The sequence below is a fragment of the Amycolatopsis sp. CA-126428 genome (assembly GCF_002904335.1).
In the GTDB taxonomy this organism is placed as follows: domain Bacteria; phylum Actinomycetota; class Actinomycetes; order Mycobacteriales; family Pseudonocardiaceae; genus Amycolatopsis.
The window spans coordinates 1-25372 of record NZ_PPHF01000077.1; the positions used below are offsets into that span (position 1 = coordinate 1).

Annotated in this window: 23 protein-coding genes; 15 read left to right on the forward strand and 8 right to left on the reverse strand. The window is 71.3% G+C overall.

The genetic code is table 11. The annotated features are described in order from the left end of the window. Positions 1-111: 111 nt before the first annotated feature. A complete protein-coding gene (locus tag C2L58_RS22010) occupies positions 112-564 on the reverse strand; it encodes an Lrp/AsnC family transcriptional regulator (protein WP_103339511.1) in 453 nt (150 codons plus the stop codon). Between the two features lie 111 nt (positions 565-675). Between C2L58_RS22010 and C2L58_RS22015 the strand changes: the two genes are divergently transcribed. The 5 genes from C2L58_RS22015 (at position 676) to C2L58_RS22035 (ending at position 6578) form a co-directional block, all read left to right on the forward strand. Beyond that, positions 676-1143: a rhodanese-like domain-containing protein gene (locus tag C2L58_RS22015; RefSeq protein WP_103339512.1), complete on the forward strand. Its 468-nt coding sequence runs from the start codon at positions 676-678 to the stop codon at positions 1141-1143. A 15-nt stretch (positions 1144-1158) separates the two neighbouring features. Then, the gene (locus C2L58_RS22020; RefSeq protein ID WP_103339513.1) at positions 1159-1905 is read left to right on the forward strand and encodes a type 1 glutamine amidotransferase; all 747 of its coding nucleotides are present in this window, start codon (positions 1159-1161) and stop codon (positions 1903-1905) included. A 94-nt stretch (positions 1906-1999) separates the two neighbouring features. Then, positions 2000-3133, forward strand: a complete 1134-nt coding sequence (locus C2L58_RS22025; protein ID WP_199191369.1) for an inorganic phosphate transporter — start codon at positions 2000-2002, stop codon at positions 3131-3133. 29 nt (positions 3134-3162) lie between these two features. Then, entirely contained in the window at positions 3163-6138 is a 2976-nt protein-coding gene (locus C2L58_RS22030) for a bifunctional [glutamine synthetase] adenylyltransferase/[glutamine synthetase]-adenylyl-L-tyrosine phosphorylase (RefSeq protein ID WP_199191370.1), read from the forward strand. Positions 6139-6152: 14 nt separating this feature from the next. Next, positions 6153-6578, forward strand: coding sequence for an acyl-CoA thioesterase (locus C2L58_RS22035; protein WP_103339515.1), 426 nt, complete (start codon positions 6153-6155; stop codon positions 6576-6578). 121 nt (positions 6579-6699) lie between these two features. Here the strand turns inward: C2L58_RS22035 and glnA are convergent, their stop codons facing one another. Next, complete coding sequence (glnA, locus tag C2L58_RS22040) at positions 6700-8124, reverse strand: type I glutamate--ammonia ligase (protein ID WP_103339516.1); 1425 nt, start codon at positions 8122-8124, stop codon at positions 6700-6702. Positions 8125-8393: 269 nt separating this feature from the next. On the opposite strand from glnA, the gene C2L58_RS22045 reads away from it, so the two are divergent. Continuing rightward, the gene (locus tag C2L58_RS22045; protein ID WP_103339532.1) at positions 8394-8783 is read left to right on the forward strand and encodes an RDD family protein; all 390 of its coding nucleotides are present in this window, start codon (positions 8394-8396) and stop codon (positions 8781-8783) included. 58 nt (positions 8784-8841) lie between these two features. Here C2L58_RS22045 and C2L58_RS22050 read toward each other — a convergent pair whose 3' ends face one another. Continuing rightward, positions 8842-9570: a DUF4191 domain-containing protein gene (locus tag C2L58_RS22050; RefSeq protein ID WP_103339517.1), complete on the reverse strand. Its 729-nt coding sequence runs from the start codon at positions 9568-9570 to the stop codon at positions 8842-8844. Between the two features lie 56 nt (positions 9571-9626). On the opposite strand from C2L58_RS22050, the gene C2L58_RS22055 reads away from it, so the two are divergent. The 6 genes from C2L58_RS22055 (at position 9627) to C2L58_RS22080 (ending at position 14359) form a co-directional block, all read left to right on the forward strand. Beyond that, positions 9627-11720 (forward strand): ATP-dependent DNA helicase UvrD2, encoded by a 2094-nt coding sequence (locus C2L58_RS22055; protein WP_199191371.1) that lies wholly within the window; start codon positions 9627-9629, stop codon positions 11718-11720. A 221-nt stretch (positions 11721-11941) separates the two neighbouring features. Beyond that, on the forward strand, positions 11942-12214 hold the full coding sequence (locus tag C2L58_RS22060; protein ID WP_103339519.1) for a hypothetical protein: 273 nt from the start codon (positions 11942-11944) through the stop codon (positions 12212-12214). Between the two features lie 150 nt (positions 12215-12364). Then, complete coding sequence (locus C2L58_RS22065; protein ID WP_103339520.1) at positions 12365-12721, forward strand: WhiB family transcriptional regulator; 357 nt, start codon at positions 12365-12367, stop codon at positions 12719-12721. Continuing rightward, on the forward strand, positions 12718-12972 hold the full coding sequence (locus C2L58_RS22070; protein ID WP_103339521.1) for a hypothetical protein: 255 nt from the start codon (positions 12718-12720) through the stop codon (positions 12970-12972). Before C2L58_RS22065 ends, C2L58_RS22070 begins: the two co-directional genes overlap by 4 nt. A 338-nt stretch (positions 12973-13310) precedes the next feature. Further along, positions 13311-14177: a class I SAM-dependent methyltransferase gene (locus tag C2L58_RS22075; RefSeq protein ID WP_199191372.1), complete on the forward strand. Its 867-nt coding sequence runs from the start codon at positions 13311-13313 to the stop codon at positions 14175-14177. Continuing rightward, complete coding sequence (locus tag C2L58_RS22080; RefSeq protein ID WP_103339523.1) at positions 14174-14359, forward strand: hypothetical protein; 186 nt, start codon at positions 14174-14176, stop codon at positions 14357-14359. The genes C2L58_RS22075 and C2L58_RS22080 overlap by 4 nt, the downstream gene beginning before the upstream one ends. A gap of 32 nt (positions 14360-14391) precedes the next feature. Here the strand turns inward: C2L58_RS22080 and C2L58_RS22085 are convergent, their stop codons facing one another. The 3 genes from C2L58_RS22085 to C2L58_RS22095 all read right to left on the reverse strand — a co-directional run bounded on the left by C2L58_RS22085 (position 14392) and on the right by C2L58_RS22095 (position 17889). After that, the gene (locus C2L58_RS22085) at positions 14392-15279 is read right to left on the reverse strand and encodes a hypothetical protein (RefSeq protein ID WP_103339524.1); all 888 of its coding nucleotides are present in this window, start codon (positions 15277-15279) and stop codon (positions 14392-14394) included. 162 nt (positions 15280-15441) lie between these two features. Beyond that, the gene (locus C2L58_RS22090; RefSeq protein ID WP_103339525.1) at positions 15442-16782 is read right to left on the reverse strand and encodes an ABC1 kinase family protein; all 1341 of its coding nucleotides are present in this window, start codon (positions 16780-16782) and stop codon (positions 15442-15444) included. Between the two features lie 60 nt (positions 16783-16842). Continuing rightward, positions 16843-17889, reverse strand: a complete 1047-nt coding sequence (locus C2L58_RS22095) for a ThiF family adenylyltransferase (protein ID WP_103339526.1) — start codon at positions 17887-17889, stop codon at positions 16843-16845. Positions 17890-18119: 230 nt separating this feature from the next. Here C2L58_RS22095 and C2L58_RS22100 point away from each other — a divergent pair, with 230 nt between their 5' ends. Continuing rightward, entirely contained in the window at positions 18120-18629 is a 510-nt protein-coding gene (locus C2L58_RS22100) for a M48 metallopeptidase family protein (protein ID WP_013223146.1), read from the forward strand. Positions 18630-18921: 292 nt separating this feature from the next. On the opposite strand, the gene C2L58_RS22105 is transcribed toward C2L58_RS22100, so the two are convergent. Then, positions 18922-20331: a zinc-dependent metalloprotease gene (locus tag C2L58_RS22105; RefSeq protein ID WP_199191373.1), complete on the reverse strand. Its 1410-nt coding sequence runs from the start codon at positions 20329-20331 to the stop codon at positions 18922-18924. Between the two features lie 203 nt (positions 20332-20534). Between C2L58_RS22105 and C2L58_RS22110 the strand changes: the two genes are divergently transcribed. Further along, the gene (locus tag C2L58_RS22110; RefSeq protein ID WP_199191376.1) at positions 20535-21539 is read left to right on the forward strand and encodes a YlbL family protein; all 1005 of its coding nucleotides are present in this window, start codon (positions 20535-20537) and stop codon (positions 21537-21539) included. Here C2L58_RS22110 and C2L58_RS22115 read toward each other — a convergent pair. Then, entirely contained in the window at positions 21536-22087 is a 552-nt protein-coding gene (locus tag C2L58_RS22115) for a PPA1309 family protein (RefSeq protein WP_103339529.1), read from the reverse strand. The genes C2L58_RS22110 and C2L58_RS22115 overlap by 4 nt on opposite strands. 149 nt (positions 22088-22236) lie before the next feature. Here C2L58_RS22115 and C2L58_RS22120 point away from each other — a divergent pair, with 149 nt between their 5' ends. Further along, positions 22237-25233, forward strand: a complete 2997-nt coding sequence (locus C2L58_RS22120; RefSeq protein WP_103339530.1) for a UPF0182 family protein — start codon at positions 22237-22239, stop codon at positions 25231-25233. Positions 25234-25372 lie beyond the last annotated feature (139 nt).

Consider the following 25372-nt stretch of genomic DNA (forward strand, 5'->3'; position numbering starts at 1 on the left):
GCCGACCCTCTGGGTACGCGAGTCGACCCTCCAGACACGCGAGTCGACCCCCCAATCACACGTGATGCCCCTCCAGTCACGCATGAAGCCGCCCGGATCACGCGTGATGCCTCACCTCGCCCCCGGCCGAGCCGGCGGCCGCCTCCTCAACGGCGACGACAACACCAGCGATGTCGTCGTCTCGCCGTACCGCTGCACCTTCTCGACCAGCTCCTCCAGCTCCGCCGTATCCCGGCACAGCACCCGCAGGACCCAGCACTCCTCACCCGTCACGTGGTCCGCCGCGACCACCTGCGGCAACGGCAGCACCGCCGTCCGGAACCGGGGTGTGTCCAGACTCCGGACCCGGGCCCGCACCAATGCCTCGATCGGCAGCCCCAGCTTTGTCGTGTCGACGCTCGCCGCGTAACCCGTGATCACTCCGCGCTCCTCGAGGCGGCGGACGCGCTCCGTCACCGCCGAGCCGGACAGCGATACCCGGCGTCCCAGCTCCGTGAAACTCAGGCGGCCGTCCGCCTGCAGAAGCTCCAGCAGGCGCCAGTCGACGTCGTCGAGGTGGTCCACCGCAACTCTCCCGGGTTCGCAGGGCCAGAACGGGGAAATTCCCGGCCGGCAAGGGCTTCGACGCCGATTCTGCCCTGTCTCGAAGGTCGAAACACCAGCAGGATTTACCTCATGACACGCACGCTCGCCTTCCCCGCCGCGGCACCGGAGGCCGCCGTCGAGTACTTCGGGGCCGAACTCGGCTTCGAGGTCGATCCCGACGATCTCGTCCAGGACCTCGAAGCCGGACGCACCGATGGCTACCTCATCGTCGAGACGCGGGCGCCGGAAGCCTTCGCGCACGCCCGCATCCCCGGCGCGATCAACCTGTCCTACCGGGACCTGACGGCGGAAAACACGAAACACCTCGACCGGGACCTCGTCTACGTCTGCTACTGCGAAAGCACCGTCTGCAACGCCGCCACGAAGGGCGCGCTCAAGCTCGCCGAACTCGGCTTCAAGGTCAAACGGCTCTCCGGCGGCATCACCGGCTGGATCGCCGCCGGCTACCCGGTCGAAGGAGACAACGTCGAAACCGACAACGTCGAAACCGACAAAGTCGAAGGCGGCAAAGCCGGAGGAATCCGCTGCGCCTGCTGACCTACCCTGGACAGCGTGACCCGAATCCTGATCATCCAGCCGGACGCGTCGGACCCGCTGGGCCCCCTCGGCGACTGGCTGACCGAGGCCGGCGCGGAACTCGACGTCCGCCTGCTGCCGGAGCAGCGCCTTCCCGAGCTCGACGGCTACCAGGCCGTCGTCTGCCTCGGCGGCGGCATGGCCGCCGAAGACGACGCCAAGCACCCGTGGCTCACCGACGTCCGGCGGCTGTTGTCCAAGGCGGCGGCGAAGAACCTACCCACGCTCGGGATCTGCCTCGGCGCGCAGCTGCTGGCCGTCGCGACCGGTGGCCGCGTCGAGGTCGCTCCCGATGGGCCGGAGGTCGGCCCGCACCTCGTCAGCAAGAAGGACGCGGCGTGGACCGACCCGCTGTTCGCGGACCTGCCGCTCGTGCAGGACGTCCTCCAGTTCCACACCGACGCCATCACCCGGCTCCCACCCGGCGCCGAACTGCTCGCATCCTCGCCGCGCTACGCGCACCAGGCCTACCGGCTCGGGCGGTGTGTCTACGGTGTCCAGTTCCACATCGAGACGACGCCCGAGGTCGTCGAGAGCTGGGCCGCGGAATGCCCCGAAGAAGCCGAATTCGCCCGGCCCGGTTCGCTCGAGCACGAAGCGCTGGTCACCGTGCACGCCGACATCGACGAAACCTGGCGCCCCTTCGCGCACAGGTTCGTCAAGCTGGCCGCCGGAGAACTCGCGCCCGCGGTGGCGAGTCAACGCACGTTACCGCTGGCTTAACGACAGAGGTCACAACCAGCAACGTCGTGTTAACGCCAGATGTACCCGTCAGGTACCTTGCGGGAGAAGTCCCCACAAGGGTGCGGAGGTCGGGGTGCAACCCTCGTTGCTGGTCGTGGTCGTCGTCGTCACGGCCCTCATTTTCGATTTCACGAACGGGTTCCACGACACCGCGAACTCGATGGCGACGTCGATCGCCACCGGGGCGCTCAAGCCCCGCGTGGCCGTCGCGATCTCCGCGGTGCTGAACCTGGTCGGCGCGTTCCTGTCGGTGGAGGTCGCCAAGACGATCTCCAGCGGCCTGGTGGACGACACGAGGATCGGCCCGGCGATCGTCTTCGGCGGCCTGATCGGCGCCATCGTCTGGAACCTCGTGACGTGGTTCGTCGGCCTCCCGTCGAGTTCGTCGCACGCGTTGTTCGGCGGCCTGATCGGCGCCACCTGGATCTCCGCGGGCGCCGACTCGGTCCACTTCGGAAAGATCGTCGAGAAGGTCCTCGTCCCCGCCGCGGCCAGCCCGGTCATCGCCGGCCTCGTCGCGATGGGCGCCACCTACCTGGTCTACCGCTTCCTGGTGCGGGGCCGCCCGGCCACGCGCGGGTTCAAGGTCGGCCAGATCGTCTCGGCGTCCCTGGTCTCGCTCGCGCACGGCACCAACGACGCGCAGAAGACGATGGGCGTCATCACGCTCACGCTCGTCACCGCCGGCAGCCTCCCGGCGGGCGCGTCGCCACCCGTCTGGGTGATCATCAGCGCCGCGTGCGCGCTCGCCCTCGGCACCTACCTCGGCGGCTGGCGCATCACCCACACCCTCGGCAAGGGCCTGACCGACATCGAAGGCCCGCAGGGCTTCGCCGCGCAGACGAGCTCGGCGCTGGTCATCCTGGTCTCGTCGCGGCTGGGCTTCCCGCTGTCGACGACGCACGTCTGCTCCGGGGGGATCATCGGCTCCGGCGTCGGCCGCCGCGACGCGCCGGTCCGCTGGCGGATGGCCGGCCGGATGGTCGTCGCCTGGCTGTTCACCCTGCCCGCGGCCGCGATCGTCGGCGCGATTTCCGGCAAGGTCGCGTCGCTGGGCAGTGCGGGCACGATCGCCGTCGGTGTCGTCGGGATCGGCGTGGGCCTCGGCATCTACCTCCTCTCGCGACGTCACCCCGTCACCGCGCACAGCTTCCAGGTGCCCGAGCCGACACCCGCCGGAACCGAGCCGGGCCGGCTCGCCGCCTGAGCCGGGTTCCCCGGCTACGGTGGTCGGTGATGGCAGACCGCGCGCGGACGACCGCTTCGGCGGCGAGGTACGGCTTCACCGATGCCCGTGCCGAGGGTCAGTTGCGCGCGGCCGGCTGGTGGGCCGACGCCGGCCCGGCCGAGCCGGCCGCCGACGTGCTCGCGGCGTTGTCCCGCACCGCCGACCCGGACCTCGCGCTGCGCGGCCTGGACCGGATCCGCGAGGCCGACGCCGCCGAGTGGTCCGAGCTCGAACAGCTGCTCCGCACCCACCGGACGTTCCGCGGCCGCTTCCTCAGCGTGCTCGGGACGTCGAGCGCGCTCGCCGACTTCCTCGCGGCCAACCCGGACCAGTGGCGCTCGCTCACCGGGGACAAGTGCACCGACTCCGCCTGCTACCGCGAGGCCCTGCGCACCGCGCTGCTGGCCGCGGACGGTTCGATGCTCACCGGGCGCAAAGCCGAACACGCCCTCAAGGTCGCCTACCGCAGCCAGCTGCTCGGCATCGCCGCCGCCGACCTCGGGCACGTCGTCGAGGCCGGGCTCGAGCACCCGAGCTACGCCGAGGTCGCGGCGCAGCTGACCGAGCTCGCCGAAGCCGCACTCGCCGCCGGGCTGCTCGTTGCCGAGGCCGAAGCCGGCGCGTCCGCCGACGGCACCCTGTCGATCATCGCGATGGGCAAGTGCGGCGGCCGGGAGCTCAACTACGTCAGCGACGTCGACGTCATCTTCGTCGGGGACGGCGACCTCGGCCTCGCGACACGGCTGGCGAGCACGATGATGCGCGTTGTCGACAAAGCGTGCTTCGAGGTCGACGCGGCGCTGCGCCCCGAGGGCAAGGCCGGCGCGCTCGTCCGCACCCTGGACGGCCACCACGGCTACTACCAGAAGTGGGCCAAGACCTGGGAGTTCCAGGCGCTGCTCAAGGCGCGTCCGGTGGCGGGCGACGCCGAGCTCGGCCGCCAGTACGCCGAGATGGTGGCGCCGCTGGTGTGGTCGGCGGCCGACCGGGACAATTTCGTCGGCGAGGTGCAGCAGATGCGGCGCCGGGTCGAGGGCCACGTGCCGTCCGAGCACGCCGAACGCGAGCTGAAGCTGGGTCGCGGTGGCCTGCGTGACGTCGAATTCGCGGTGCAGCTGCTGCAGCTCGTGCACGGCCGGGTCGACGCGGACCTGCGCTCACCGTCCACTATGGACGCACTCGCGGCCCTCGGCGAAGGCGGCTACGTCGGTCGTCAGGACGCCGCCGAGCTGGGCGCGTCGTACGAGTTCCTGCGGATGATCGAGCACCGGCTGCAGCTGCGGCGGATGCGCCGCACGCACCTGTTCCCCGCGTCGTCGGACACCACCGAGCTGCGCATCATCGCCCGGGCGAGCGGGATCAAGGCGGCCGGCGGCAAGAGCCAGGGCGAGTCGCTGCTCGCGGAGTTCCGGCGGCACGGCAAGGGAATCCGCCGCCTGCACGAGAAGATCTTCTACCGGCCGCTGCTGCAGTCCGTCGCCAACGTGCCGGCCGAGGCGCTGCGGCTGACCACCAAGCAGGCCGCCAGCCGCCTGGCCGCGCTCGGCTACACCGCGCCCGACGGCGCGCTCCAGCACATCAAGACCCTCACCGCGGGTGTCTCGCGGCGCGCCGCGATCCAGCAGGCGCTGCTGCCGGTGCTGCTCGACCTCTTCGCCGACACGCCGGATCCCGACGGTGGCCTGCTGTCGTACCGGAAGGTGTCCGAGGCGCTCGAGGACACCCCGTGGTACCTGCGGGTGCTGCGCGACGAGGGCACGGTCGTGGAGAACCTGGCCTTCCTGCTGGGCACGTCGCGGCTGGTGCCCGACCTGCTGGTCCGCGCGCCGGAGGTGCTGCAGCTGCTCGGCGACCCGGCCCGGCTGCTGGGCCGCACGCCCGCCGAGGTGGCGACGTCGCTGCGGGCCGCCGTCCGGCGTCAGCCCGGGTTGAAGACCGCCATCGGCGCCGCGCGTTCGCTGCGGCGGCACGAACTCCTGCGCATCGCCTGCGCGGATCTGCTCGGGCTGCTCGACGTGCCCGCGGTCTGCGAAGCGCTTTCGAGCGTCTGGGTGGCCGTGCTGCAGGGTGCGCTGGCCGCGGCGTTCCGCCAGCGGCAGGCCGAACTCGGCCGGACGCCGGCGCGCATCGCCGTCATCGGGATGGGCCGGCTCGGCGGCGCCGAACTCGGCTACGGCTCCGACGCGGACGTGCTTTTCGTCTGCGAGCCGTCCGAAGGGGTTTCGGACGCCGACGCCGTCAAGTTCGCTTCGTCGGTCGCGGAGACCGTCCGGAAGATGCTGGGCGCGCCGAGCTCGGACCCGGCGCTGGAGGTCGACGCCGACCTGCGGCCGGAGGGCCGGAGCGGGCCGCTGGTCCGGACGCTGGAGTCGTACCGCGCTTACTACGCGCGGTGGGGCGAGGTCTGGGAGGCGCAGGCCCTGCTGCGGGCCCGGTTCGTCGCCGGCGACGACGACCTGGGTGAGCGGTTCATCGCGATGATCGACCCGATCCGCTACCCGGAGAACGGCCTGGACAGCACGCAGGCGCGGGAAATCCGCCGCATCAAGGCCCGCGTCGAGACGGAGCGGATGCCACGCGGCGCCGACGCGACCCTGCACACGAAGCTCGGCCGCGGCGGCCTCGCCGACGTCGAGTGGACGGTGCAGCTGCTGCAGCTCCAGCACGCGCACGTGGTTCCCGGGCTCCGGACGACGTCGACGCTCGACGCGCTGGCGGTGTTGCCGGAAGCGGGCCTGGCCGAGCGGCCGGAGGCGGACTCGCTGGCCGAGGCGTGGCTGCTGGCGACCCGGGTGCGCAACGCGGGGATGCTGGTGCGCGGCAAGGCGGTCGACCAGGTGCCGGGCTCGGGCCGCGACCTGGCCGCGGTGGCCCGCGTCCTCGGCCAGTCGGCGGGCGACGACCCGGGCGAGTTCCTCGACACGTACCGCCGCATCACCCGGCGGGCGCACGCGGTGGTGGAGCACCTGTTCTACGAGGCCTGACCTACAGTGGGCCGGTGACCGATCGCGAGCCGTTCCGGACCCGGATCAAGGTCCGGCACTACGAGCTGGACACCCTGGGCCACCTCAACCACGCCGTGTACCACTCGTACGGCGAGGTCTCCCGCCTGGAGCTTCTTGAAGCGTCGGGTGCGCTGAAGGGCCTGCCGGGCGTGGCGGCGGTGCTGCTGGAGACGCACGTGGTGTTCCGCCGCGAGCTGCGCGCGGGCGACGAGGTCGAGGTGACGTGCGAGGCCAAGTTCGGCAGCGGCAAGACGTTCAGGATGAATTCGGACATCATCAAGCTGGACGGCACGCCGGCCGCGGAGATCACCTGCACGCTGGGGCTGATGGACCTGGAGCGCCGCAAGCTGGTCGACGACCCGCGGGGCCGCTTTGAAGCGGCGGGAGCGGACTTGAAGCTGCTGTCGCCGTCGGAGTGACATTAGGAACGGGACGACGGTCGGGGTGTTCCCCTCGACCGCCGTCCCGTGTCTGGTGGGCCGTCAGTACGGCCTGGCCGGGCCTTGACCAGTAAAACCCCTGGTCAAAGCCCCGCGCCGATCACACGTCGTAGTACAGGGAGAACTCGTACGGGTGCGGGCGCAGGCGCAGCGGGTCGATCTCGTTCTCGCGCTTGTACGAGATCCACGTCTCGATCACGTCCGGGGTGAACACGCCGCCCTCGAGGAGGTACTCGTGGTCTGCCTCGAGCGTGTCGAGGACCGTGCCCAGGTCGCCCGGGACCAGCTTGACGTCCTTGGCCTCCTCGGGCGGGAGCTCGTAGAGGTCCTTGTCGATCGGCTCCGGCGGCTCGATCTTGTTCCGGATGCCGTCGAGGCCGGCCATCATCATCGCCGAGAAGGCCAGGTACGGGTTGCCCGACGAGTCCGGGCAGCGGAATTCCGCGCGCTTCGCCTTCGGGTTGTTGCCCGTGATCGGGATGCGCACGCAGGCCGAGCGGTTGCGCTGCGAGTAGACCAGCGAAACCGGCGCCTCGAAGCCCGGGACCAGGCGGTGGTAGGAGTTCACCGTCGGGTTCGTGAAGGCCAGCAGGCTCGGGGCGTGCTTGAGCAGGCCGCCGATGTAGTGGCGCGCGGTGTCCGACAGGCCGGCGTAGCCCGACTCGTCGTGGAACAGCGGCTGGCCGTCCTTCCACAGCGACTGGTGGCAGTGCATGCCCGAGCCGTTGTCGCCGGCAAGGGGCTTCGGCATGAACGTCGCCGTCTTGCCCGCCGCGAACACCGTGTTCTTCACGATGTACTTGAACAGCTGCAGGTCGTCCGCGGCGTGCAGCAGCGTGTTGAACTTGTAGTTGATCTCGGTCTGGCCGGCGGTGCCCACCTCGTGGTGCGCGCGCTCGATCTCGAAACCGGAGCCCTGCAGGTTGCGGACGATGTCGTCGCGCAGGTCGGCGAAGTGGTCGACCGGCGGGACCGGGAAGTAGCCGCCCTTGAACTTCGTCTTGTAGCCCTGGTTGCCGCCGACCTCGTCGGCGCCCGTGTTCCACCAGCCCTCGACGGAGTCGATCTCGTGGAAGGAGGCGTGCTCGGCGGAGTCGAAGCGGATCGAGTCGAAGATGTAGAACTCGGCTTCGGGACCGAAGTAGACGTTGTCGGCGACGCCGTACTCGGCGATGTACTGCTCGGCCTTGCGCGCGATGTTGCGCGGGTCGCGGCTGTACGCCTCACGCGTGAACGGGTCGTGCACGAAGAAGTTGAGGGCGAGCGTCTTCGCCTTGCGGAACGGGTCGATCCGCGCGGTCGCCGCGTCCGGCAGCAGCAGCATGTCGGACTCGTGGATGGACTGGAAGCCGCGCACCGAGGAGCCGTCGAACGCGAGACCCTCTTCGTAGGCCTCATCGGTGAAGGCCTTCGCGGGGACCGTGAAGTGCTGCATCACGCCGGGCAGGTCGCAGAACTGGACGTCGATGACCTCGACGTCCTCGTCAGCGATGAGGCGCTGGATGTCGTCTGGAGTAGTGGGCACCCTCGGTGACTCCTTCTCGTTCGAGCTCGTACGGCAGTGCTCTCTTCGGCTCACGCTAAAAGTGCGGTGTTGCCCGACCGTCACCCGTATGTTTCGCCGGTGTTAACGGGTGGTCGATATCGGGTATCCGACCAGGTCGGATGTGTTCCACGCCACCGGCATACCCTAGACGGGTGGCGAGATGGACCGGTGAATGGCTGCCCGGCACCGGCGACGGCGGTCAGGACACTGATCAGCACGGCTCGCGGTGGCCGGGCGAGAAGTTCGGTTTGCCCGAATTGGGCGTCGGCTCGGCGGCGAGCGGGGGCGCGCGGCTGCTCGGGCTGATCGTCGACCTCGTCGTCGCGGCCCTGGTCACGGCCATCTTCCTGCACCCCAGCCTGCGTGACCCGGCCGCGATGCAGCAGTTCAACCTCTGGTCCGGCGGCGTGTGGGCGGTCATCTCGGTCATCTCGGCCGGGTTCTTCGGCTTCACCCCCGGGATGGCCGCCGTCGGCATCCGCGTCGCCCGCCTCGACGGCGCCGCGCTGGTCGGCCCGGTGCGCGCGCTGGTCCGGGCCGCGCTGACGTTCGTGATCATCCCGGCGGCGGTCCGCAACGCCGACGGCCGCAGCTGGCTCGACCGGCTGACCGGCACCGTCGTCATCCGGATGCGCTGACGCACTCACGAGAAAGGCCCCCGTCCGGGTTCGGACGGGGGCCTTTCTCGTAAGCGGGTCAGCGGCGGCGGATCGTCCGCTGGACGTTGCGCATCTTCGCGCCGGCCGGCATCGGGCCCTTGGGGAGCGCCGCGCCGCGGTTGCCGAGCGCCGCCAGCTTCGCCTCGAGCGCGTCGACCTGGGCCGGCTTCAAGTTGCGGGGCAGCTTCATCAGGTAGCCCTGGAGCTTCTTCAGCGGGAGCTGGCCGTCTTCGTGGCCGATCGTCACGTCGTAGATCGGCGTGTCGCCGATCAGGCGGGAGACGCGCTTCTTCTCCTGGGCGAGCAGGGTCTTCACGCGGTGCGGCGCCCCTTCGGCGACCAGCACGACGCCCGGGCCGCCGAGCACGCGGTGCACGGCGTCGAGCTGGGTCGTCGCCGCGACGGTCGGCGTCACCTTCCACTTGCCGCGGAGGTTCTCCAGCGCCCACGCCGCGGCGCCGGGCTGGCCGTCGGCCTTCGAGTAGACCGTCTTCTGGACGCGCCGGCCGAAGATGATCATGGCGAGCAGGGCGCCGAGCACCAGGCCGAGCGGCAGCAGCACCCACTGCGCGCCGAAGAAGAACCCGATCCCGAACGCCAACCCGGCGACGACAATGATCGCCCCGGCCATCCACGGGATGAGCCAGGGGTCTTCCTTGCGCTGCATCTTGAAGGCCTCGAAGAGCTGGCCACGGCGTGCCTTGCTCGCCGCGCGCTTCTCCTTCTTGGCCTGCTTGGCCGCTTCCTTGTCCTGCTTGCCCGCCATATGACCAGGATACGGCCGCGTGCCCCTGCCCCGTTTCCCCGTCCCCCTCTGCGAGGATGCCGGACGTGACCGGCGTACTTTCCACCAAGAGCATCAACCGTCTGCTCGAGGGTCTCGACCCCGAGCAGCGCGCCGCCGCCAGTGCTCCCCGGGGGCCGGTCTGCGTGCTCGCCGGCGCCGGCACGGGCAAGACCCGCACGATCACCCACCGGATCGCCCATCTCGTCCGGTCCGGGCACGTTTCCGCCGGTCAGGTCCTCGCCGTCACGTTCACGACGCGGGCCGCGGGGGAGATGCGGACGCGGCTGCGCGGCCTCGGCGTCGAAGCGGCGCAGGCGCTGACGTTCCACGCCGCCGCCCGCCGCCAGCTGCGGTACTTCTGGCCGCGCGTGGTCGGCGACCGGCCGTGGGACCTGCTGGAGAACAAGCTGCGGTACGTCGGCCAGGCCGCGAACCGGGCCAAGCTCGGGACCGAGGTCGAGGTCCTGCGCGACCTGGCGAGCGAGATCGAGTGGGCGAAGGCGTCGCTGATCAGCCCGGACGACTACCCGGCCGTCACCGCGCGCGCCCAGCGCGACATCCCGGCCCCGGCGGCGCAGGTCGCCGAGGTGTACCGGACGTACGAAGAGCTGAAGAACGCCGCGCAGGTGCTCGACTTCGACGACCTCCTGCTGCACACGACCGCGGTGCTCGAGGAGCACGGCGCCGTCGCCGAGGAGTTCCGGGAGCGCTACCGCTGCTTCGTCGTCGACGAGTACCAGGACGTCACCCCGCTGCAGCAGCGCCTGCTCGACGCGTGGCTCGGCGGGCGCGACGACCTGACCGTCGTCGGCGACGCCAACCAGACCATCTACTCCTTCGGCGGCGCGTCGCCGCGGCCGCTGCTGGAGTTCACCCGGCGCTACCCGGACGCCACCGTCGTCCGCCTCGAGCGCGACTACCGGTCGACGCCCGAGGTCGTCGCGCTGGCCAACCGGGTGATCGGCGCGGCGCGGGGACGGCCGGCGGGCTCGCGGCTGAAGCTGATCGGCCAGCGGCCGCCGGGGCCGGAGCCGCGCTTCGCCGAGTTCGACGACGAGGCGGTCGAGGCCGGAGCCGTCGCGCGCCGGGTGCGCGAGCTGCTCGACGGCGGCGTCTCGGCGAGCGAGATCGCGATCCTCTACCGGGTGAACGCCCAGTCCGAGGCCTACGAGTCGGCGCTGGCCGAAGCCGGCGTCCCGTACCTGGTCCGCGGCGGCGAGCGGTTCTTCAACCGGACGGAGGTCCGGCAGGCGATGTCCGCGCTGCGGGTGGCGAGCGGCGACGGTAGCTCCGACCTGGTCACGACGGTGCGTTCGGTGCTCGCGCGGGTCGGCCTGACCGAGTCCCCGCCCACCGGTGGCGCGGCGAAGGAACGCTGGGACGCACTCCTGGCGATCGTCGAACTGGCCGAAGAGCTCGCCGCGACGGTCGCGGACGCGGACCTGCCGCGCTTCTGCGCCGAGCTCGACCAGCGCGCCGCGGCCCAGCACCCGCCGACGGTCGAGGGCGTCACGCTGGCGTCGCTGCACGCGGCGAAGGGCCTGGAGTGGGACGCGGTGTTCCTCGTCGGCCTCGCCGAGGGCACGATGCCGATCCTCCACGCCGGCGACGACGAAGCGGCGATCGAGGAGGAGCGGCGGCTCTTCTACGTCGGCGTCACCCGGGCCCGCGAGCACCTGTGGCTGTCCTGGGCGCTGGCCCGCACGCCGGGCGGCCGGCGCAACCGGCGGCGCAGCCGGTTCCTCTACGGCCTGGTCCCGGAGGACCACCCGGCCGCCAGGGTCGCGCGGTCCCAGCAGAAGACGGCGACGCCGGTCAAGACGCGCTGCCGCGTCTGCGGCGGGCCGCTGCTGGAGACCATCGACGTCAAGCTGGGCCGCTGCGGGCGGTGCCCGTCCACAGTGGATGAGGGCCTGCTGGAGCGGCTGAAGACGTGGCGCAGCGACCGGGCGCGCGAGCTCAAGGTGCCGACGTTCGTCGTGTTCACGGACGCGACGCTGATGGCCATCGCCGAGCAGCGCCCGACCGACGAAGCGGCGCTGGTGTCGATCTCCGGCATCGGCGCGACGAAGCTCGAACGCTTCGGCGCGGAGATCCTCGGCGTCGTCCGGGCGTCGACGGGGTCTTGACCGCGTCCGGACCATGATCGACGCGGCGAACCCGCTGCTCAGGGGCGATCTTCGTATCTTCGAGGATTTTCCCGTTAATTGAGTTGCCTCGGTGTGGTGCGGAGCAATAACCTGCCAGTACCGAGCCCGAAGGGCTCGACTGGGGATCTACGAGCAGTGTCAACTCAAGACGTGCCGCTCGGCGGCCACGTGTGCAGAGTACAGAAGGAGGTGCCGGTGAAATGACCATCAACCTGACGCTCACGAACCCGGGCACCCGTCTGTCCTGCGCCGCGGAAGTTGCGGCTGCTCAGCGCCCGGGCACCGGTGTGTTCACCAGCACTGTGCCCGTGAGCGCTCACGGGATCCGTGGCATGCGGCGCGTCTCGCGTCGTTGGGCCACCGGTGTCGTCGTCTTCGGGACGCAGGGCGTTCTCGCCGCGTACCCGCAGGCTGATCTGCCGACCATCAAGCAGTTCCGTGTTCCGTTGTCGATACGGGAGCGAAGTTCCTGACCTAGTCAGGACACGAGGCTCACGAAGGCCGCGGAACCGGGATACCGGATCCGCGGCCTTCGTGCTTTTTGGCTGCACAACCCAAGAGGAACAGCGTTGCCCAGCTCCAGCACTCACTCGAAATCCCGTACGACACAAGGAGGAACCACCATGTCTTCGGCCGTCGCCTACACCTCGGGTGAGGCAATATTCGCCGACCTGCTCGACCCGATCGCCGTCCCCGACGTAGCGCTGCCCTGCCGTTCGGGCGACGCGGACCTGTGGTTCGCGGAGTCCCCGGCCGAGCTCGAGCGCGCCAAGGCCCAGTGCGCCGACTGCCCGGTCCGCGAGGCCTGCCTGGCCGGCGCCCTGGCCCGTCGCGAGCCGTGGGGCGTTTGGGGCGGCGAGATCTTCGAGCGCGGTGCGGTCATCGCGCGCAAGCGGCCCCGAGGCCGTCCGCGCAAGAACGCAGCTGTCGAGCCCGTCGCCGCCAAGGCCGGCGGCGACCACCGGAGCGCTGCCGCATGAGCGTCGAACCGGTCACCACGAGGGATTACGAAGCCCACCCCCGCAGCGAAGAGCTGCAGCTGACGAAGACCGAGATCGAGGAGATCAGCGAGATGTTGCTTTACGAAGAACTGTCCAGAGCCCGAATACGGGACCTGGAGGAGGGGGTCCGCGCCCAGCGGGCCCGAGGTGGCGCGCGTGCCGCCCGCCGATGGACGCGAGTAGCCCGCTGGGCCGCTCGCCGGGCGGAGCGGTACCAGGACCAGGACTGAGCGCAGGCCCCTGCCGCCCGTCCGCGGGCGGTGGGGGCTTTTGCGCTTCGGTGATTTGGCGCGTGGCCCGGTGGCGTGGTCGCGCTCGCTCGGCGCGGTTGTGTTGTGGCGGTGCGTGGTGGGGTGGGTGCCGCTGGCGTGCGCGGTTGCTGCTGCGGAGGGCGGTTGTGTCGTGGCGGCGTGCGGTCGGGTTGGTGCCGCTGGGTGTGCGCGGGCGGATTGTGCCGCGGCCGTGCGCGGTTGAGGCCCGCCGTTGGCGTTCGGGGTTCTCGGGGCCTCCTTCGGGTGGCCTCCTTTCGGGGCGCTCGGGGTGGGGGCCGCTGGTGTTGAATGGGGTGATGTCCGGACACACCCACGGCGACATCGACTGGGCGGATCGGCTGGCCCAGCTTCGCATGGCCGACTCGCTCGATGCCGAGGCGCTCGCCCCCGATGCCCGGCGGCTGGTCGAGTCGGTGGGGGAGCGGCCGACCGTGGTCGATGTCGGGTGTGGGGCCGGGGGGATGAGCGTGCTGTTCGCGCGTGAACTCGGTCGGCGCGGTGGGGGCACCGTTGTGCTCTTCGATGCCACGCCGGCGCTGCTCGTCGAGGCCGAACGGGCCGTTGCCGAGGTGGCCGGGGAGTCCGTCGAGGTCGTCAGCCTGCTCGGGGACCTCACCGATCCCGCGCTGGCCGTGCCCGCCGCCGACCTCGTGTGGGCGTCCGGCGTCGTGCACCACGTCGGCGATCAGCAGGCCGCGCTGCGCGCCCTTGCCGGCCTGCTGCGGCCGGGTGGGGTGCTGGCCATCTCCGAGGGCGGCCTTGAGATGCGGTGCCTCCCGTGGGAGCTGGGGGTCGGGCGCCCCGGGCTGGAGCATCGGCTGCTGGCCGCCCGGGCCTCGTGGTTCGAGCGGATGCGCGCCGGGATTCCGGGCAGCGTCGCCCTGCCCTACGGCTGGCCGCGCGCGCTTCGCGAAGCCGGCCTCGAGGACGTCGAGTCGTTCGGTGCGCTCATCGACCACCCGATGCCGTGCTCGGACCTCCTTCGTGAGTACGTGGTGCACCGCGTCGGGTGGCTCGCGGAATCGGCCGGGGAGTGGCTCGACGCCGACGACCGGGCCGCGGCCGCCACCTTGACCGACCCGCGGAGCCCGGACTTCCTCGGCCGGCGGGACGACCTCTACCTGCTCGGCGCCAAGGCGATCCACTGTGGACGGCTGCGGTGACCGCGCCTGAACCGGTCGCGTGCACGCGCTGCGGCCGGACTCGCACCGCCGGCGACGATCCGGCTACGGCGCTCGCCTGGGTTTCCACCCGCGAGCGGGGAACGCTGCGGTGGCTGTGCCCGGACTGCGCGCGGCAGCACGTGCGGGACATCGAAGGCAAGCTGCCCGACGAGTATTGGTGATCACTTCGCCCTCCCGAACATGACGGCGGTCATCAGGCCGCGTCTCCGACGAGCGTCTGCGGAACCGCGCGGACCTTGGGGCGAGGCGTGCGGGACGCTTCGCCGAAGGCCCTGGCCAGCTCCTGCGCCACCTCTCGCGGGACCTGGCGCAGCTGCCTGACCGTGCAGCGGACCAGGACGATGCCCGTCGCCGCCAGCGCCAGGTGACTGAAGCCGCCTCCCGGGCCCGGGGTGCAGCGGTACTGCCAGGCCAGGCCGAACTCGTCCCACCAGGCGTCCGCCGCGCCGATGCGGCGGCCGCGGCGGTCGCAGATCGTCTGGTCCCAGCTCGGCGGCGGGAGGGGCACCAGGTCCAGGACGCGGGCGGCCAGGCCGTGCGCCTGGATCGGCCCCTCGTCCAGTTCCCGCAGCACTTTGCGGACCACCGCCGTGCCGCGCTGGGGGCCCGACTCGAGCTCCGCCAGCAGCTCCGGCCGCTCGCACAGGCCCCAGTAGAGCGGCAACGTCAGCAGGTGCCGCACGCGAGCCGGGTCGGATGCGGACCGCGCCATGTCCAGCGTCGCCCTCGCCGGCGGGGCGAACGGAAGGCCGTCGACCTTGACCGGGTCCGGTAACCGGGCCGTGCGCGTCAGGCGGACCCCCTCGCCGGCCACCACCCGGCAGTGGCCGGGCACCAGCAGGTGGATCTCGCCCTCCACCGGGCACTTCACGCCGTGGGCCTGCAGGGCATCGGCCCCGGTGATCACCACCCCGGGCCCGTAGCGCACCAGCGCGGCGTGCAGCAGGTGCTGCCGCGTCGGGGCCGTGTTGCGCAGCAGGACGACACCGGGGTGCAGGCGGCGCCACGGCCCTCCCGGGCCGCAGAGCCGCCGGGTTCTTCGGTCCGACACCCCGGCCCGGCGCAGCTGTTCGAGGTTCATCACCTCGCAGCCATCGGGTTCACTGAGGGCGAGCGGGTCAGTGCATTGAGTAGCAGCCATGTTCCGAGCATGGCGGCTCGGCCAACCGGGTGGAACCCCGTCCGTCCCAGCTGTGGACAACTCGGCGGAATCCCTCCGTTCGGGGCCCCGCCTGTGGACAACTCAGGCGGCGAACCCCGGCTGCCAGCGCTCCACGATGCCGCGGGCCGGGATCTCCGCGTCGAGCTGGCAGAGGATGCCCGTCGACCCCGCCGTGACCCGGTGGATCATCAGGTACTCGGGCGGCAGGTTGAGCGAGCGTCCGACGCGGAAGTCGTTGCCGCGGCTGTCGCCCACCCGCCCGGCCTGCTTCTGCATCCAGCGGCGGGTGAAGTGGAACGTCGGCGCCGCCAGCGGCTCGGTGAACGGCGCGAGGTAGGAGAGCACCTCGTCCGCGGTGAGGTCGCTGTCCGGCCGGATGAACCGGTTCTCCCGCAGCAGGCGCATCAGCTCGGCGGACTCGCCGTCGAGCGCCAGCCGCGTCATCTCGCCCAGGTGGCGGGGGATGCCTTCGGGCAGCCGCGCGACACCGCCGAAGTCGATGACGACCAGCCTGTCGTCCTCGGTGATCATGAAGTTGCCCGGGTGCGGGTCCGAGTGCAGCAGGTGGACGCGCTCCGGCGACGAGTAGTGGAACTCCGCCAGCAGCCGGCCCGCGAGGTTTCGCGTCTCGCGGTCGCCGTCCGCGATCACCTTCGACAACGGCGTGCCGCTCACCCATTCCGTCACGACGACCTTCGGCGCGCTGGCCACCACCCGCGGGACCAGGATGCCGGGATCGCCGTCGAACGCCTTCGCGAAGGCGCGCTGGTGCTGGGCCTCGGCCTGGTAGTCGAGCTCCTCGTTCATCCGCTCCGCGAGCTCGGCCAGCAGTGGCTTGACCTCGGTGCCCGGCACGAACGCCTGGAACAGGCGGCTGAACCGCTGCAGCTGCCGCAGGTCGCTGCGCAGGGCCTCGTCGGCGCCCGGGTACTGCACCTTGACCGCGACCGCGCGGCCGTCGTGCCAGACCGCCCGGTGCACCTGACCGATGCTCGCGGCCGCCGCCGGTTCGTCGTCGAACGAGGCGAACCGGCTGGCCCAGGTGCGGCCCAGCTGCTCGGCGAGCACCCGGTGGGTCTGCCGGACCGACATCGGCGGCGCGGCGGCCTGCAGCTTCGTCAGCGCTTCGCGGTACGGCTTCGCCATGTCGTCCGGCACCGCCGCCTCGAAAACGCTCAGCGCCTGGCCGAACTTCATCGCCCCGCCCTTGAGCGTGCCGAGCACCTCGAACAGCTGCTCGGCGGCCTTCGCCGACAGCGTCGCGTTCACCTGTTCCGCGCTCTGGCCCGCGAGCCTCTTGCCCCAGCCGCCGACCGCCCGGCCGGCGATGCCGAGCGGGAGACTGGCGAGCTTGGCGGTACGGGCGGCACCCTTGCGCGGCATCGCGGTGTCACGATCGGCTGGGTCGCGGAAGTCGGTCACAACGGCGATTCTGCCCTGCGGCGACGGCGGCGCGCAGCCTGCGAGCGGCGTCTTCGTGGGCTACGTCTCCAGGATCACCTCCTGGGCGCCGCACCGGCACCGCGGGTGCGGCGGCCAGCCCCGGTGGCGGATGCGGCCGTCGAAGGCGTCGATCTCGAGGGTCGCGTTCCACGTCGGCGGGGCCGGCGCGCTCGGGGAGAGCAACCGCATCGCCTGGGCCACGGCCAGCGATGCGCAGGACTGGACCGCGCCGAGGTCGGGCCGCTGGTGCCGGCCGGCGAGCTGCCCGGCGACGCGCGGCCAGCACGGGTCGAGGTCCGTGCGGTGCAGGTCGGCGCAGCGCAGGCACGAACTGCGGCCCGGCACGACCAGGGGGCCGACGATGCCCGTGCCGTCGCGGACGCGCGCCGCCAGGTGGGGCACGCCGTCGCCCATCAGCTCGGCGACGAGCTCGGGAGCCGGCACGACGGCGTCGGTGAGCAGCGCCAGGTCCGGGTACCGGTCGTGCAGGCGGGTGACCCGGACCTCGGGATCGACCCGGCGGAGCAGGTCGGCGAGGGCCTCCCGCCGGGATCGGCCCAGGTCCGCGGCCGTGAAGCCGGAGCCGAGGTCGTGCTCGGTCACCGTGCCGGACACCTGCGGCTCGACGTGCCCGATGCCGGCGTTGGCCAGCAGCACGGCGGCCGCCACCGCCACCCGGCCGTCGCCGTGCACCGAGACCGCGGCCGCGCGCCGCCGGTCGGCCATGGCCGGCTGGTGGTGCCGGGCGCGCAGCGACCAGAGGCCGGGCTCGCCGCGGAAGCCCGGGCCGTCGGGCCGGCCGGCGTCGGTGACCAGGCCGAGCGCGGTCAGCTGCCGCAGCAGTGTCCGCAGCTGGTCGCGGTGTTCGCTCTCGGCGAGCAGAAGCCGCTCGACGGACTTGCTGCCGTCGAGGGCGCGCAGCTTCGCGGCCAGGTACGGGGAGAGGTTTTCGACGATCACGCCGTGGCGCGGGTCGAGGCCGATCTGGATCTCCCGGGGACCGCGTTCGAGCACGGTGAGGCCCGGGAGCAGGGCAGGGTGGGCCGGCAGGAGGACCGGTGGCATGTCCGCGGTGTCGAGGATCATGTCCGCAGGATCGCACCCGGCGGCGACCGGGAGGCCTCGGAAGGAGCCGGAACGGCCGAGTTGTCCACAAGTGGAACCCCCTGTGGACAACTCGGGTCTGTGACCTCAAGGCGCTCGGAGTTGTCGGTGCCTGGCCTTACCGTTGTCGGGTGGTCGAAGCACGAATGCCCTCACTGAGGAGCCGGGGGGACACGAACCCCCCGTCGGACACACCCGGACACAAGGTCGAAGTGCGGCGCAGCCAGCGCCGGCACCGGACGGTCACCGCGTATTGGAACGACGACACGCTCGTCGTGCTCATCCCCGCGCGGATGACCAGGGCGGAGGAGAAACACTGGGTCGCCGAGATGGAGCGCAAACTGCAGCGCTCGGAACCACGTCGGCCGGCGTCCCCGAAGACGTCGGACGAAGCCCTGCTGGCGCGCTGCGCGCTGCTGTCGGGCAAGTACCTGGGCGGCACCGCGGTGCCGGCGAGCGTCCGCTGGGTGCCGCCGATGCGCACGCGGTGGGCGTCCTGCACGCCGGTCGACGCGACCATCCGGGTCAGCGAACGGCTGCGGAAGGTGCCTCCGTGGGTCCTGGACTACGTGCTGGTGCACGAGCTGGCGCACCTGCGGGAGCCGGGACACGACGCGGCTTTCTGGGCGCTGGTGCAGCGGTACCCGAAGACGGAACGGGCGATCGGGTACCTGGAGGGGTTGTCGGCCGCCGCCGGGTGGGGGATCTCCACCGAGGACTGAGCGGGTGAGGGTGGCCGGGGTGATCCGCCTTCGGTGGGTTGCCCCGGCTGCTCGTTCCGGCCGCGCTGGTGGGCCGGGGAGAGGCGGGTGGGAGGGTGGCGGCCGGGGTGCCGGAGGAGTGGCAGGCGGTGGTGGCCGCTCGGTGGGTGGCGACCGGTGCGCCGAGGGTGGCGCGGTGAGTTGCGATCGAGCGCTGCTGAACAGCGGCAGAGGACAGCAGAACCGGACAGCAGAAGGCCGGTGACCCGCCATCGCGCTTGGGCGGCGGGGCACCGGCCTTCCCGGACTCAGCTCAGGACTGCTTGCCGTCCTCGTCCGACGGCGGCTCTTCCTTCTCCTGCTCCGAACGCTCGGCGCGTTCGGCGCGTCCGGCCTGCTCCGCGCGCTCCGACCGCTCGGCCTGCTCCGTGCGCTCCAGCTCGGCCATTGGGTCCAGGTCGTCGATCGAGCCCGCCGAACCCACTCGGTCCGCGAAGTCGATCGGCTCGTCCAGGTCCTCGGCCGTCGGCATCAGGTCCGGGTGGGACCAGAGGCTGTCGCGCTTCTCCGTGCCGTGGCGGTCGCCCACCAGCTTCCACAGGTTGGAGGCGTCCCGCATGCGGCGGGGGCGCAGCTCCAGGCCGACCAGGGTGGCGAACGTCTGCTCGGCCGGGCCGCCCGTCGCGCGGCGGCGGCGCAGCGTCTCGCGCAGGGCGTCCGCTCCCGGGAGGCGGTCGCCCACCGCTTCGGCCACCACCACGTCGACCCAGCCTTCGACCAGCGCCAGCAGCGTCTCCAAGCGCCTCAGCGCCGCCTTCTGCTCCTCCGTCGTCTGGGGCTCCAGCAGACCCGAGGACATCGCCTCTTCGATGCTCGCCGGGTTCGCCGGGTCGATCTGGCCGGCCAGGGACTCCAGGGCCGACGTGTCCACCGAAATGCCGTGGGCGAACTCTTCGACCGTCGCCAGCAGGCGCTGCCGCAACCAGGGCACGTGCGTGAACAGGCGCTGGTGCGCCGCCTCGCGGGCGGCCAGGAAGACCAGGATCTCGCTGTTCGGCAGCTCCAAGCCCTCGGCGAACTTCTCGATGTTCGCCGGGAGCAGGGCCGACGTGCCGGCCGGGGCCAGGGGGAGCCCGATCTCCGTCGAGGTCAGCATCTCCGAGGCCAGCTGGGCCAGCGCGTTGCCGAGCTGGGAGCCGAAGGCCATCCCGCCCATCTGCCCCATCATCTGCAGCAGCGGGCCCGCGGCCTGCTTGGCCTCCTCCGGCAGCGCCTCCATCCAGGCGCCCGAGACCTGCCGGGCCACCGGGTCGCACAGCCGCTGCCACGTCGGGAGCGTCTTCTCCACCCAGGAGCGCGGCGACCAGGCGACCGTCGACGTCGCGCCGGCCGGGTACACCGTCGCCGCGTCGAGCCACAGCTCGGCCAGGTGGGCGGCGTCGCGGACCGCGGCGTTCGCGTCGTCGCCGCCGCGGAAGCCGAGCTTGCTCTCGCCGGTGTTGCCCTCGCTGCCGAGGGTCTGCAGGGCGATCTGCTTGGCGAGGTCGTAGTTCACCGGCCCGCTGGAGGTGCCGGCCTGGCTGAGCATCTGGCCCAGCTGGCTCAGCATCTGCCCGAGCTGGTTGAAGGCCTCGGCGCCGGACTGCTGCCCGCCTTCCGAGGGGTCGTTCTCTCCTCGTTTGTCGGGATCGGAAGGTCCGAAGCCGAACGGGGGTTTGCTCATGTGTCCACCGTACGCGGGTCGGCGGCCACCGAGGGGGTCAACCGGACCCATGTGCGTGGCCTTCACCGGGAAGCGAACGCGGTCACCGTACGCTGTCGGTCGTGACCAAGTCCTCCGAGGAGACCGCCCCCGCGAAGAGCGCCCCGGAACCGGCGCCGGAGCCGGCCGGCGAGGCCCGCCGGATGACCCGGCGCGGCTGGACTCTGGTGGTCAGCGGCTCGCTGTTCCTGATCTTCGTGGTGCTCGGCTCGGTCGTGCCGGTGCCGTTCGTCGCCATCAGCCCGGGCCCGACCTATGACACGCTGGGTCGCGACGCGGCGGGCAACCCGGTCATCCAGGTCACCGGGCACGAGACCCACCCGACCACCGGCGAGCTGCGGATGACGACCGTCTCCCTGCACGACGGCGTCACCTTGTTCCAGGGCCTCGGTTTCTGGGCGAGCGGGCGGTTCGCGCTCGCCCCGCGCGAGGAGTACTTCAAGCCGGGCGAAACGAACGAGCAGGTCAAGCAGGAGAACATCCAGCAGCTGCAGGACTCGCAGACGAACGCCCAGGTCGCCGCCCTGCGCAAGCTGGGCTACCCGATCAAGGTGCTGGCGAAGCAGATCGTCTCCGGCAGCCCGGCCGACCACGTGCTCTCGCCCGGCGACAAGCTGATCACCGTCAACGGCAAGAAGGTCGTCGAGGCCGCCGACGTGCGGGCCGCGCTCGCCGGCACCCTGCCCGGCCAGACCGTCCAGATCACCTTCCAGTCGGACGGCCAGCCCGAACGGACCGTGCCGCTCACCCTCGCCGCGCGCCCCGACCGCAAGGAGGGCTTCATCGGCCTCACCGCGGTCGACCGCGCCGACGCGCCGTTCACCGTCAACATCTCCCTGCAGGACGTCGGCGGCCCGTCGGCCGGGCTGATGTTCACCCTCGCCATCATCGACCGCCTGCAGTCCGGCGACCTCGCGGGCGGCCGGCACATCGCCGGCACCGGCGAGATCACCGAGACCGGCGAGGTCGACCCGATCGGGGGGATCTCGTTCAAGGTCGTCGGCGCTCGTGAAGCCGGCGCCACCGACTTCCTGGTGCCCGAGCACAACTGCGCCGAGGCCAAGACCGCCGCGCCCGACGGCCTCAACCTCATCAAGGTGTCCACACTGGACGACGCGCTCACCCAGCTCGCCAACCTGAAGGCGGGACGCCCGACGGCCGCCTGCTAGGGCAGCAGCGTGGCCTTCAACGCTTCGAGCAGGTTCGGGGCCAGGTCGGGACTTTCCACGATCTCGTCCATCGCTTCGTCCGTGCCCTCGGCCGTGCCGATCCCGCGCAGCCGCATCACGCAGGCGCCCTCCCCGTCGCGCAGGACGGCCGCCACCAAGCGGGCCTCCGTGCGCTGCGGGTGGTCGGCGGCCGCGCGGCGGAGGCTCTCGGCGTCCGCCTCGGCGACGTCCGGCAGCTCCGACTCCGAGCCCGGCGGCAGCACGATGATCTCCTGGGCCAGCGCGCACCCGATCACGAGGTCCGGCCACGCGATCCGGCCCAGCGCCTCGGCCAGATCGCCCTCCGGCAGCGCTTCCTGCGCCACCGGCGTCAGCGGGTTCGCCCGGTCGAGCTGGCCGGCCAGCTCCGGCTGCTCGTCCAGCAGCGCCGCCGTCGGCACCAGCGCGAACAGCTGCGGCGGCTGGTCCCAGCCGCCCGCGGCCACGAACTCCTCGATCTCACGGGCGAGCGCGGCCACGCCGGCCTGTCGCGCTTCGTTCACTGCCATGCGCACATCGTGTCAGGTCGGCCGGCGCGCCGATGTCGCGAGTCCGGTTTGGGCGGGTCCCGGGAACTTCACCGGGCATCCGTAGAGTTAGGGAATCAGGGGGCGCACGCGCCCCTGCTCGAGTATTGACGAAGACAGGAGCGTGTGCCGTGGCGACTCGGCCCCCGGTGAGCCTGCCGAAGCTGTCCCGGCGGAGCCGGATCCTCCTCATCATCGCCGCGGTGATCGTGCTGGCGCTGTTGCTCGGGGCCCGTCTCCTCGACACGTACGTCGACTGGCTGTGGTTCGGCGAAGTCGGCGCGCGAGAGGTGTTCACCACCCAGGTGGTGACCCGGATCATCCTGTTCTTCGCCGTCGGCCTGGTCGTCGGCGGGGCGCTGGCGGTCAGCCTGATGATCGCCTACCGGAGCCGCCCGGTGTTCGTGCCGATCTCCGGCGCCGACGACCCGCTGGCGCGCTACCGCTCGGCGATCGTCGCCCGCATCCGCCTCTTCGGTGTCGGCATCCCGGTGCTCACCGGCCTCATCGCCGGCCTGTCCGCCCAGAGCGACTGGCAGGTCGTGCAGCTGTTCCTCAACGGCACCTCGTTCGGCCAGACCGATCCCGAGTTCGGCAACGACGTCGGCTTCTACGCCTTCGACCTGCCGTTCATCAACTGGCTGCTCGGCTGGCTGTTCATCGTGGTCGTCATCTCCTTCTTCGGCGCCCTGATCTCCCACTACGTCTTCGGCGGGATCCGCCTGGCCGGCAAGGGCGGCCAGCTCGCCGGCCCGACCCGCGCCCAGCTCGCCATCACCGTCGGGCTCTTCGTGCTGCTGAAGGCGGTCGAGTACTTCTTCGACCGGTACAACCTGCTGCTGTCCGACCGCGGGATGCCGCTGTTCGTCGGCGCCACCTACACCGACCTCAACGCGGTGCTGCCCGCCAAGCTGATCCTGCTGTGCATCTCGGTGATCTGCGCGATCGCGTTCTTCGCCGGCGCCTTCCTGCGCAACCTGCAGCTGCCGGCCATCGCCCTGGTGCTGCTGATCCTGTCCAGCATCCTCGTCGGCGTCGCCTGGCCCGCCGTCCTCGACCAGTTCTCGGTGAAGCCGAACGCGAACGAGAGGGAAGCGACGTCCATCCAGCGCAACATGGACGCCACCCGCCGCGCCTACGGCCTCACCGAAGTCCAGTACCAGCCCTACACCGGCAAGTCGGACGCCACCCCGGAGCAGATCAAGTCCGACAACGGGACGATGTCGAACATCCGGCTGCTCGACCCGAACATCCTCTCCGACACCTTCACCCAGCGCGTCGGCCGCGAGAACTTCTACGGCTTCCCGGCCAAGCTGGACATCGACCGCTACACCGTCGGCGGCGTGGCGCAGGACTACATCGTCGCCGCCAAGGAGATCAAGACCGAGGGCCTCACCGGCAACCAGACCAGCTGGATCAACAAGCACCTCGTCTACACCCACGGCAACGGCTTCGTCGTCGCGCCGGCCAACACGATCGACCGCGCGGTCAAGGACGCCAACTCCGACGGCGGCTACCCGATCGCCACGACCAGCGACACGCAGAACCCGTCGGGAGCCGGCTCGTCGGCCCCGGGCCAGCCCGGCATCGAGGTCAAGGAACCGCGCATCTACTACGGCGAGCTGTCCGCCGCGGAATCCGACTACGCCATCGTCGGCGGCACCACCGGCAACGCGCCCGGCGAGTACGACACCGCCACCGACCGCTACAAGTACACGGGCGCCGGCGGTGTCCCGATCGACAACTGGTTCAACCGCCTCGCCTTCGCCGCCGAGTACGGCGAACGGAACATCCTGTTCTCCGACGCCATCGGCGACAACTCCAAGATCATGTACAACCGCGACCCGCGCGACCGCGTCAGCAAGATCGCGCCGTGGCTGACCCTCGACGGCGACCCGTACCCGGCGGTCGTCGACGGCAAGATCCAGTGGATCATCGACGGCTACACCACCCTCAACAACTTCCCGTACGCCCAGCAGACCCAGCTCGGCGCGGCCACGAACGACTCCCTCAACGGCGTCGCCCGCCAGGCCAACAGCTCCATCAACTACATCCGCAACTCCGTCAAGGCCACCGTCGACGCCTTCAATGGCAGCGTGAAGCTCTACTCGATCGACGACAAGGAGCCGGTCCTCAACGCCTGGGAGAAGGTCTTCCCCGGACTCGTGAAGCCCAGCGCCGAGATCTCCCCGGACCTGCGCGCCCACTTCCGCTACCCCGAGGACCTCTTCAAGATCCAGCGTGAACTGCTGTCGCGCTACCACGTCAGCAACCCGCAGGAGTTCTACTCGCAGCAGGCGTTCTGGAGCGTCCCGCAGGACCCGACCGCCGAAGGCGGCTCGAACCCGGCCGCGGCCGGCGCGGCCAACCAGCCCGGCTACTACGTCCTCGCCGACACCCCGGGCCAGACCAAGCCGACGTTCCAGCTGACCAGCTCGCTGACCGGTCTCCAGCGCCAGTACCTCGCGTCGTGGATGTCGGTGTCCTCCGACCCCGCCGACTACGGCAAGATCCGCGTCCTCCAGCTACCCAGCGCGGCCACCGGAGCCACCCAGGTCGACGGCCCGGTCCAGGTCCAGAACCGGTTCCAGAGCGACTCCCGCGTCGCCCAAGACCGCACCTTGTTCAACAACCCCAACGTCACTCCCATCTACGGCAACCTGATCACGCTCCCGGTCGCCGACGGCTTCCTCTACGTCGAACCCGTCTACATCCGGCAGCGCAACCAGAACAGCTACCCGCAGCTGGCCCGCGTCCTCGTTTCCTACGGACCCAAGGTCGGCTACGGCGCCACCCTGCAGGAAGCCCTCGACCAGGTCTTCGGCGCCGGCACCGGCGAAGCCACCACCACGCCACCCCAAGCCGGGCAGCCGACCTCGCCGACGACACCCACCACCCCGACCACGACACCCCCCAACACCGGCGGCGGCAACGCGGCCCTCGACCGGGCCGTCGCCGACATCCAGTCGGCCATCGCCAAACTCAAGGCCGCCCAGCAATCCGGCAACTTCACCGACCAAGGCGCCGCCCTCGCCGCCCTCGACGCGGCCGCGCGCGCCTACGAAGCAGCCAAGACCGCAGCCCCCGGCACCAGCACCGCGCCGCCCAGCACGCAGCCCGGAGGGTGACATCGGTTACCCAAGCGGCACCTGCTTTGCACCCCCGCGAAACGAGGGCGTAGGGTAGGTGTCACGACGCGGGGTGGAGCAGCTCGGTAGCTCGCTGGGCTCATAACCCAGAGGTCGCAGGTTCAAATCCTGTCCCCGC

Excerpts from the sequence above, each read along its gene's own strand:
- C2L58_RS22015 (WP_103339512.1), top strand. The coding sequence starts at position 676 with ATGACACGCACGCTCGCCTTCCCCGCCGCGGCACCGGAGGCCGCCGTC.
- C2L58_RS22030 (WP_199191370.1), top strand. The coding sequence starts at position 3,163 with ATGGCAGACCGCGCGCGGACGACCGCTTCGGCGGCGAGGTACGGCTTC.
- C2L58_RS22050 (WP_103339517.1), bottom strand. The coding sequence starts at position 9,570 with ATGGCGGGCAAGCAGGACAAGGAAGCGGCCAAGCAGGCCAAGAAGGAG.
- C2L58_RS22055 (WP_199191371.1), top strand. The coding sequence starts at position 9,627 with ATGCCGGACGTGACCGGCGTACTTTCCACCAAGAGCATCAACCGTCTG.
- C2L58_RS22060 (WP_103339519.1), top strand. The coding sequence starts at position 11,942 with ATGACCATCAACCTGACGCTCACGAACCCGGGCACCCGTCTGTCCTGC.
- C2L58_RS22065 (WP_103339520.1), top strand. The coding sequence starts at position 12,365 with ATGTCTTCGGCCGTCGCCTACACCTCGGGTGAGGCAATATTCGCCGAC.
- C2L58_RS22070 (WP_103339521.1), top strand. The coding sequence starts at position 12,718 with ATGAGCGTCGAACCGGTCACCACGAGGGATTACGAAGCCCACCCCCGC.
- C2L58_RS22075 (WP_199191372.1), top strand. The coding sequence starts at position 13,311 with ATGTCCGGACACACCCACGGCGACATCGACTGGGCGGATCGGCTGGCC.
- C2L58_RS22085 (WP_103339524.1), bottom strand. The coding sequence starts at position 15,279 with ATGAACCTCGAACAGCTGCGCCGGGCCGGGGTGTCGGACCGAAGAACC.
- C2L58_RS22095 (WP_103339526.1), bottom strand. The coding sequence starts at position 17,889 with ATGATCCTCGACACCGCGGACATGCCACCGGTCCTCCTGCCGGCCCAC.
- C2L58_RS22105 (WP_199191373.1), bottom strand. The coding sequence starts at position 20,331 with ATGAGCAAACCCCCGTTCGGCTTCGGACCTTCCGATCCCGACAAACGA.
- C2L58_RS22115 (WP_103339529.1), bottom strand. The coding sequence starts at position 22,087 with ATGGCAGTGAACGAAGCGCGACAGGCCGGCGTGGCCGCGCTCGCCCGT.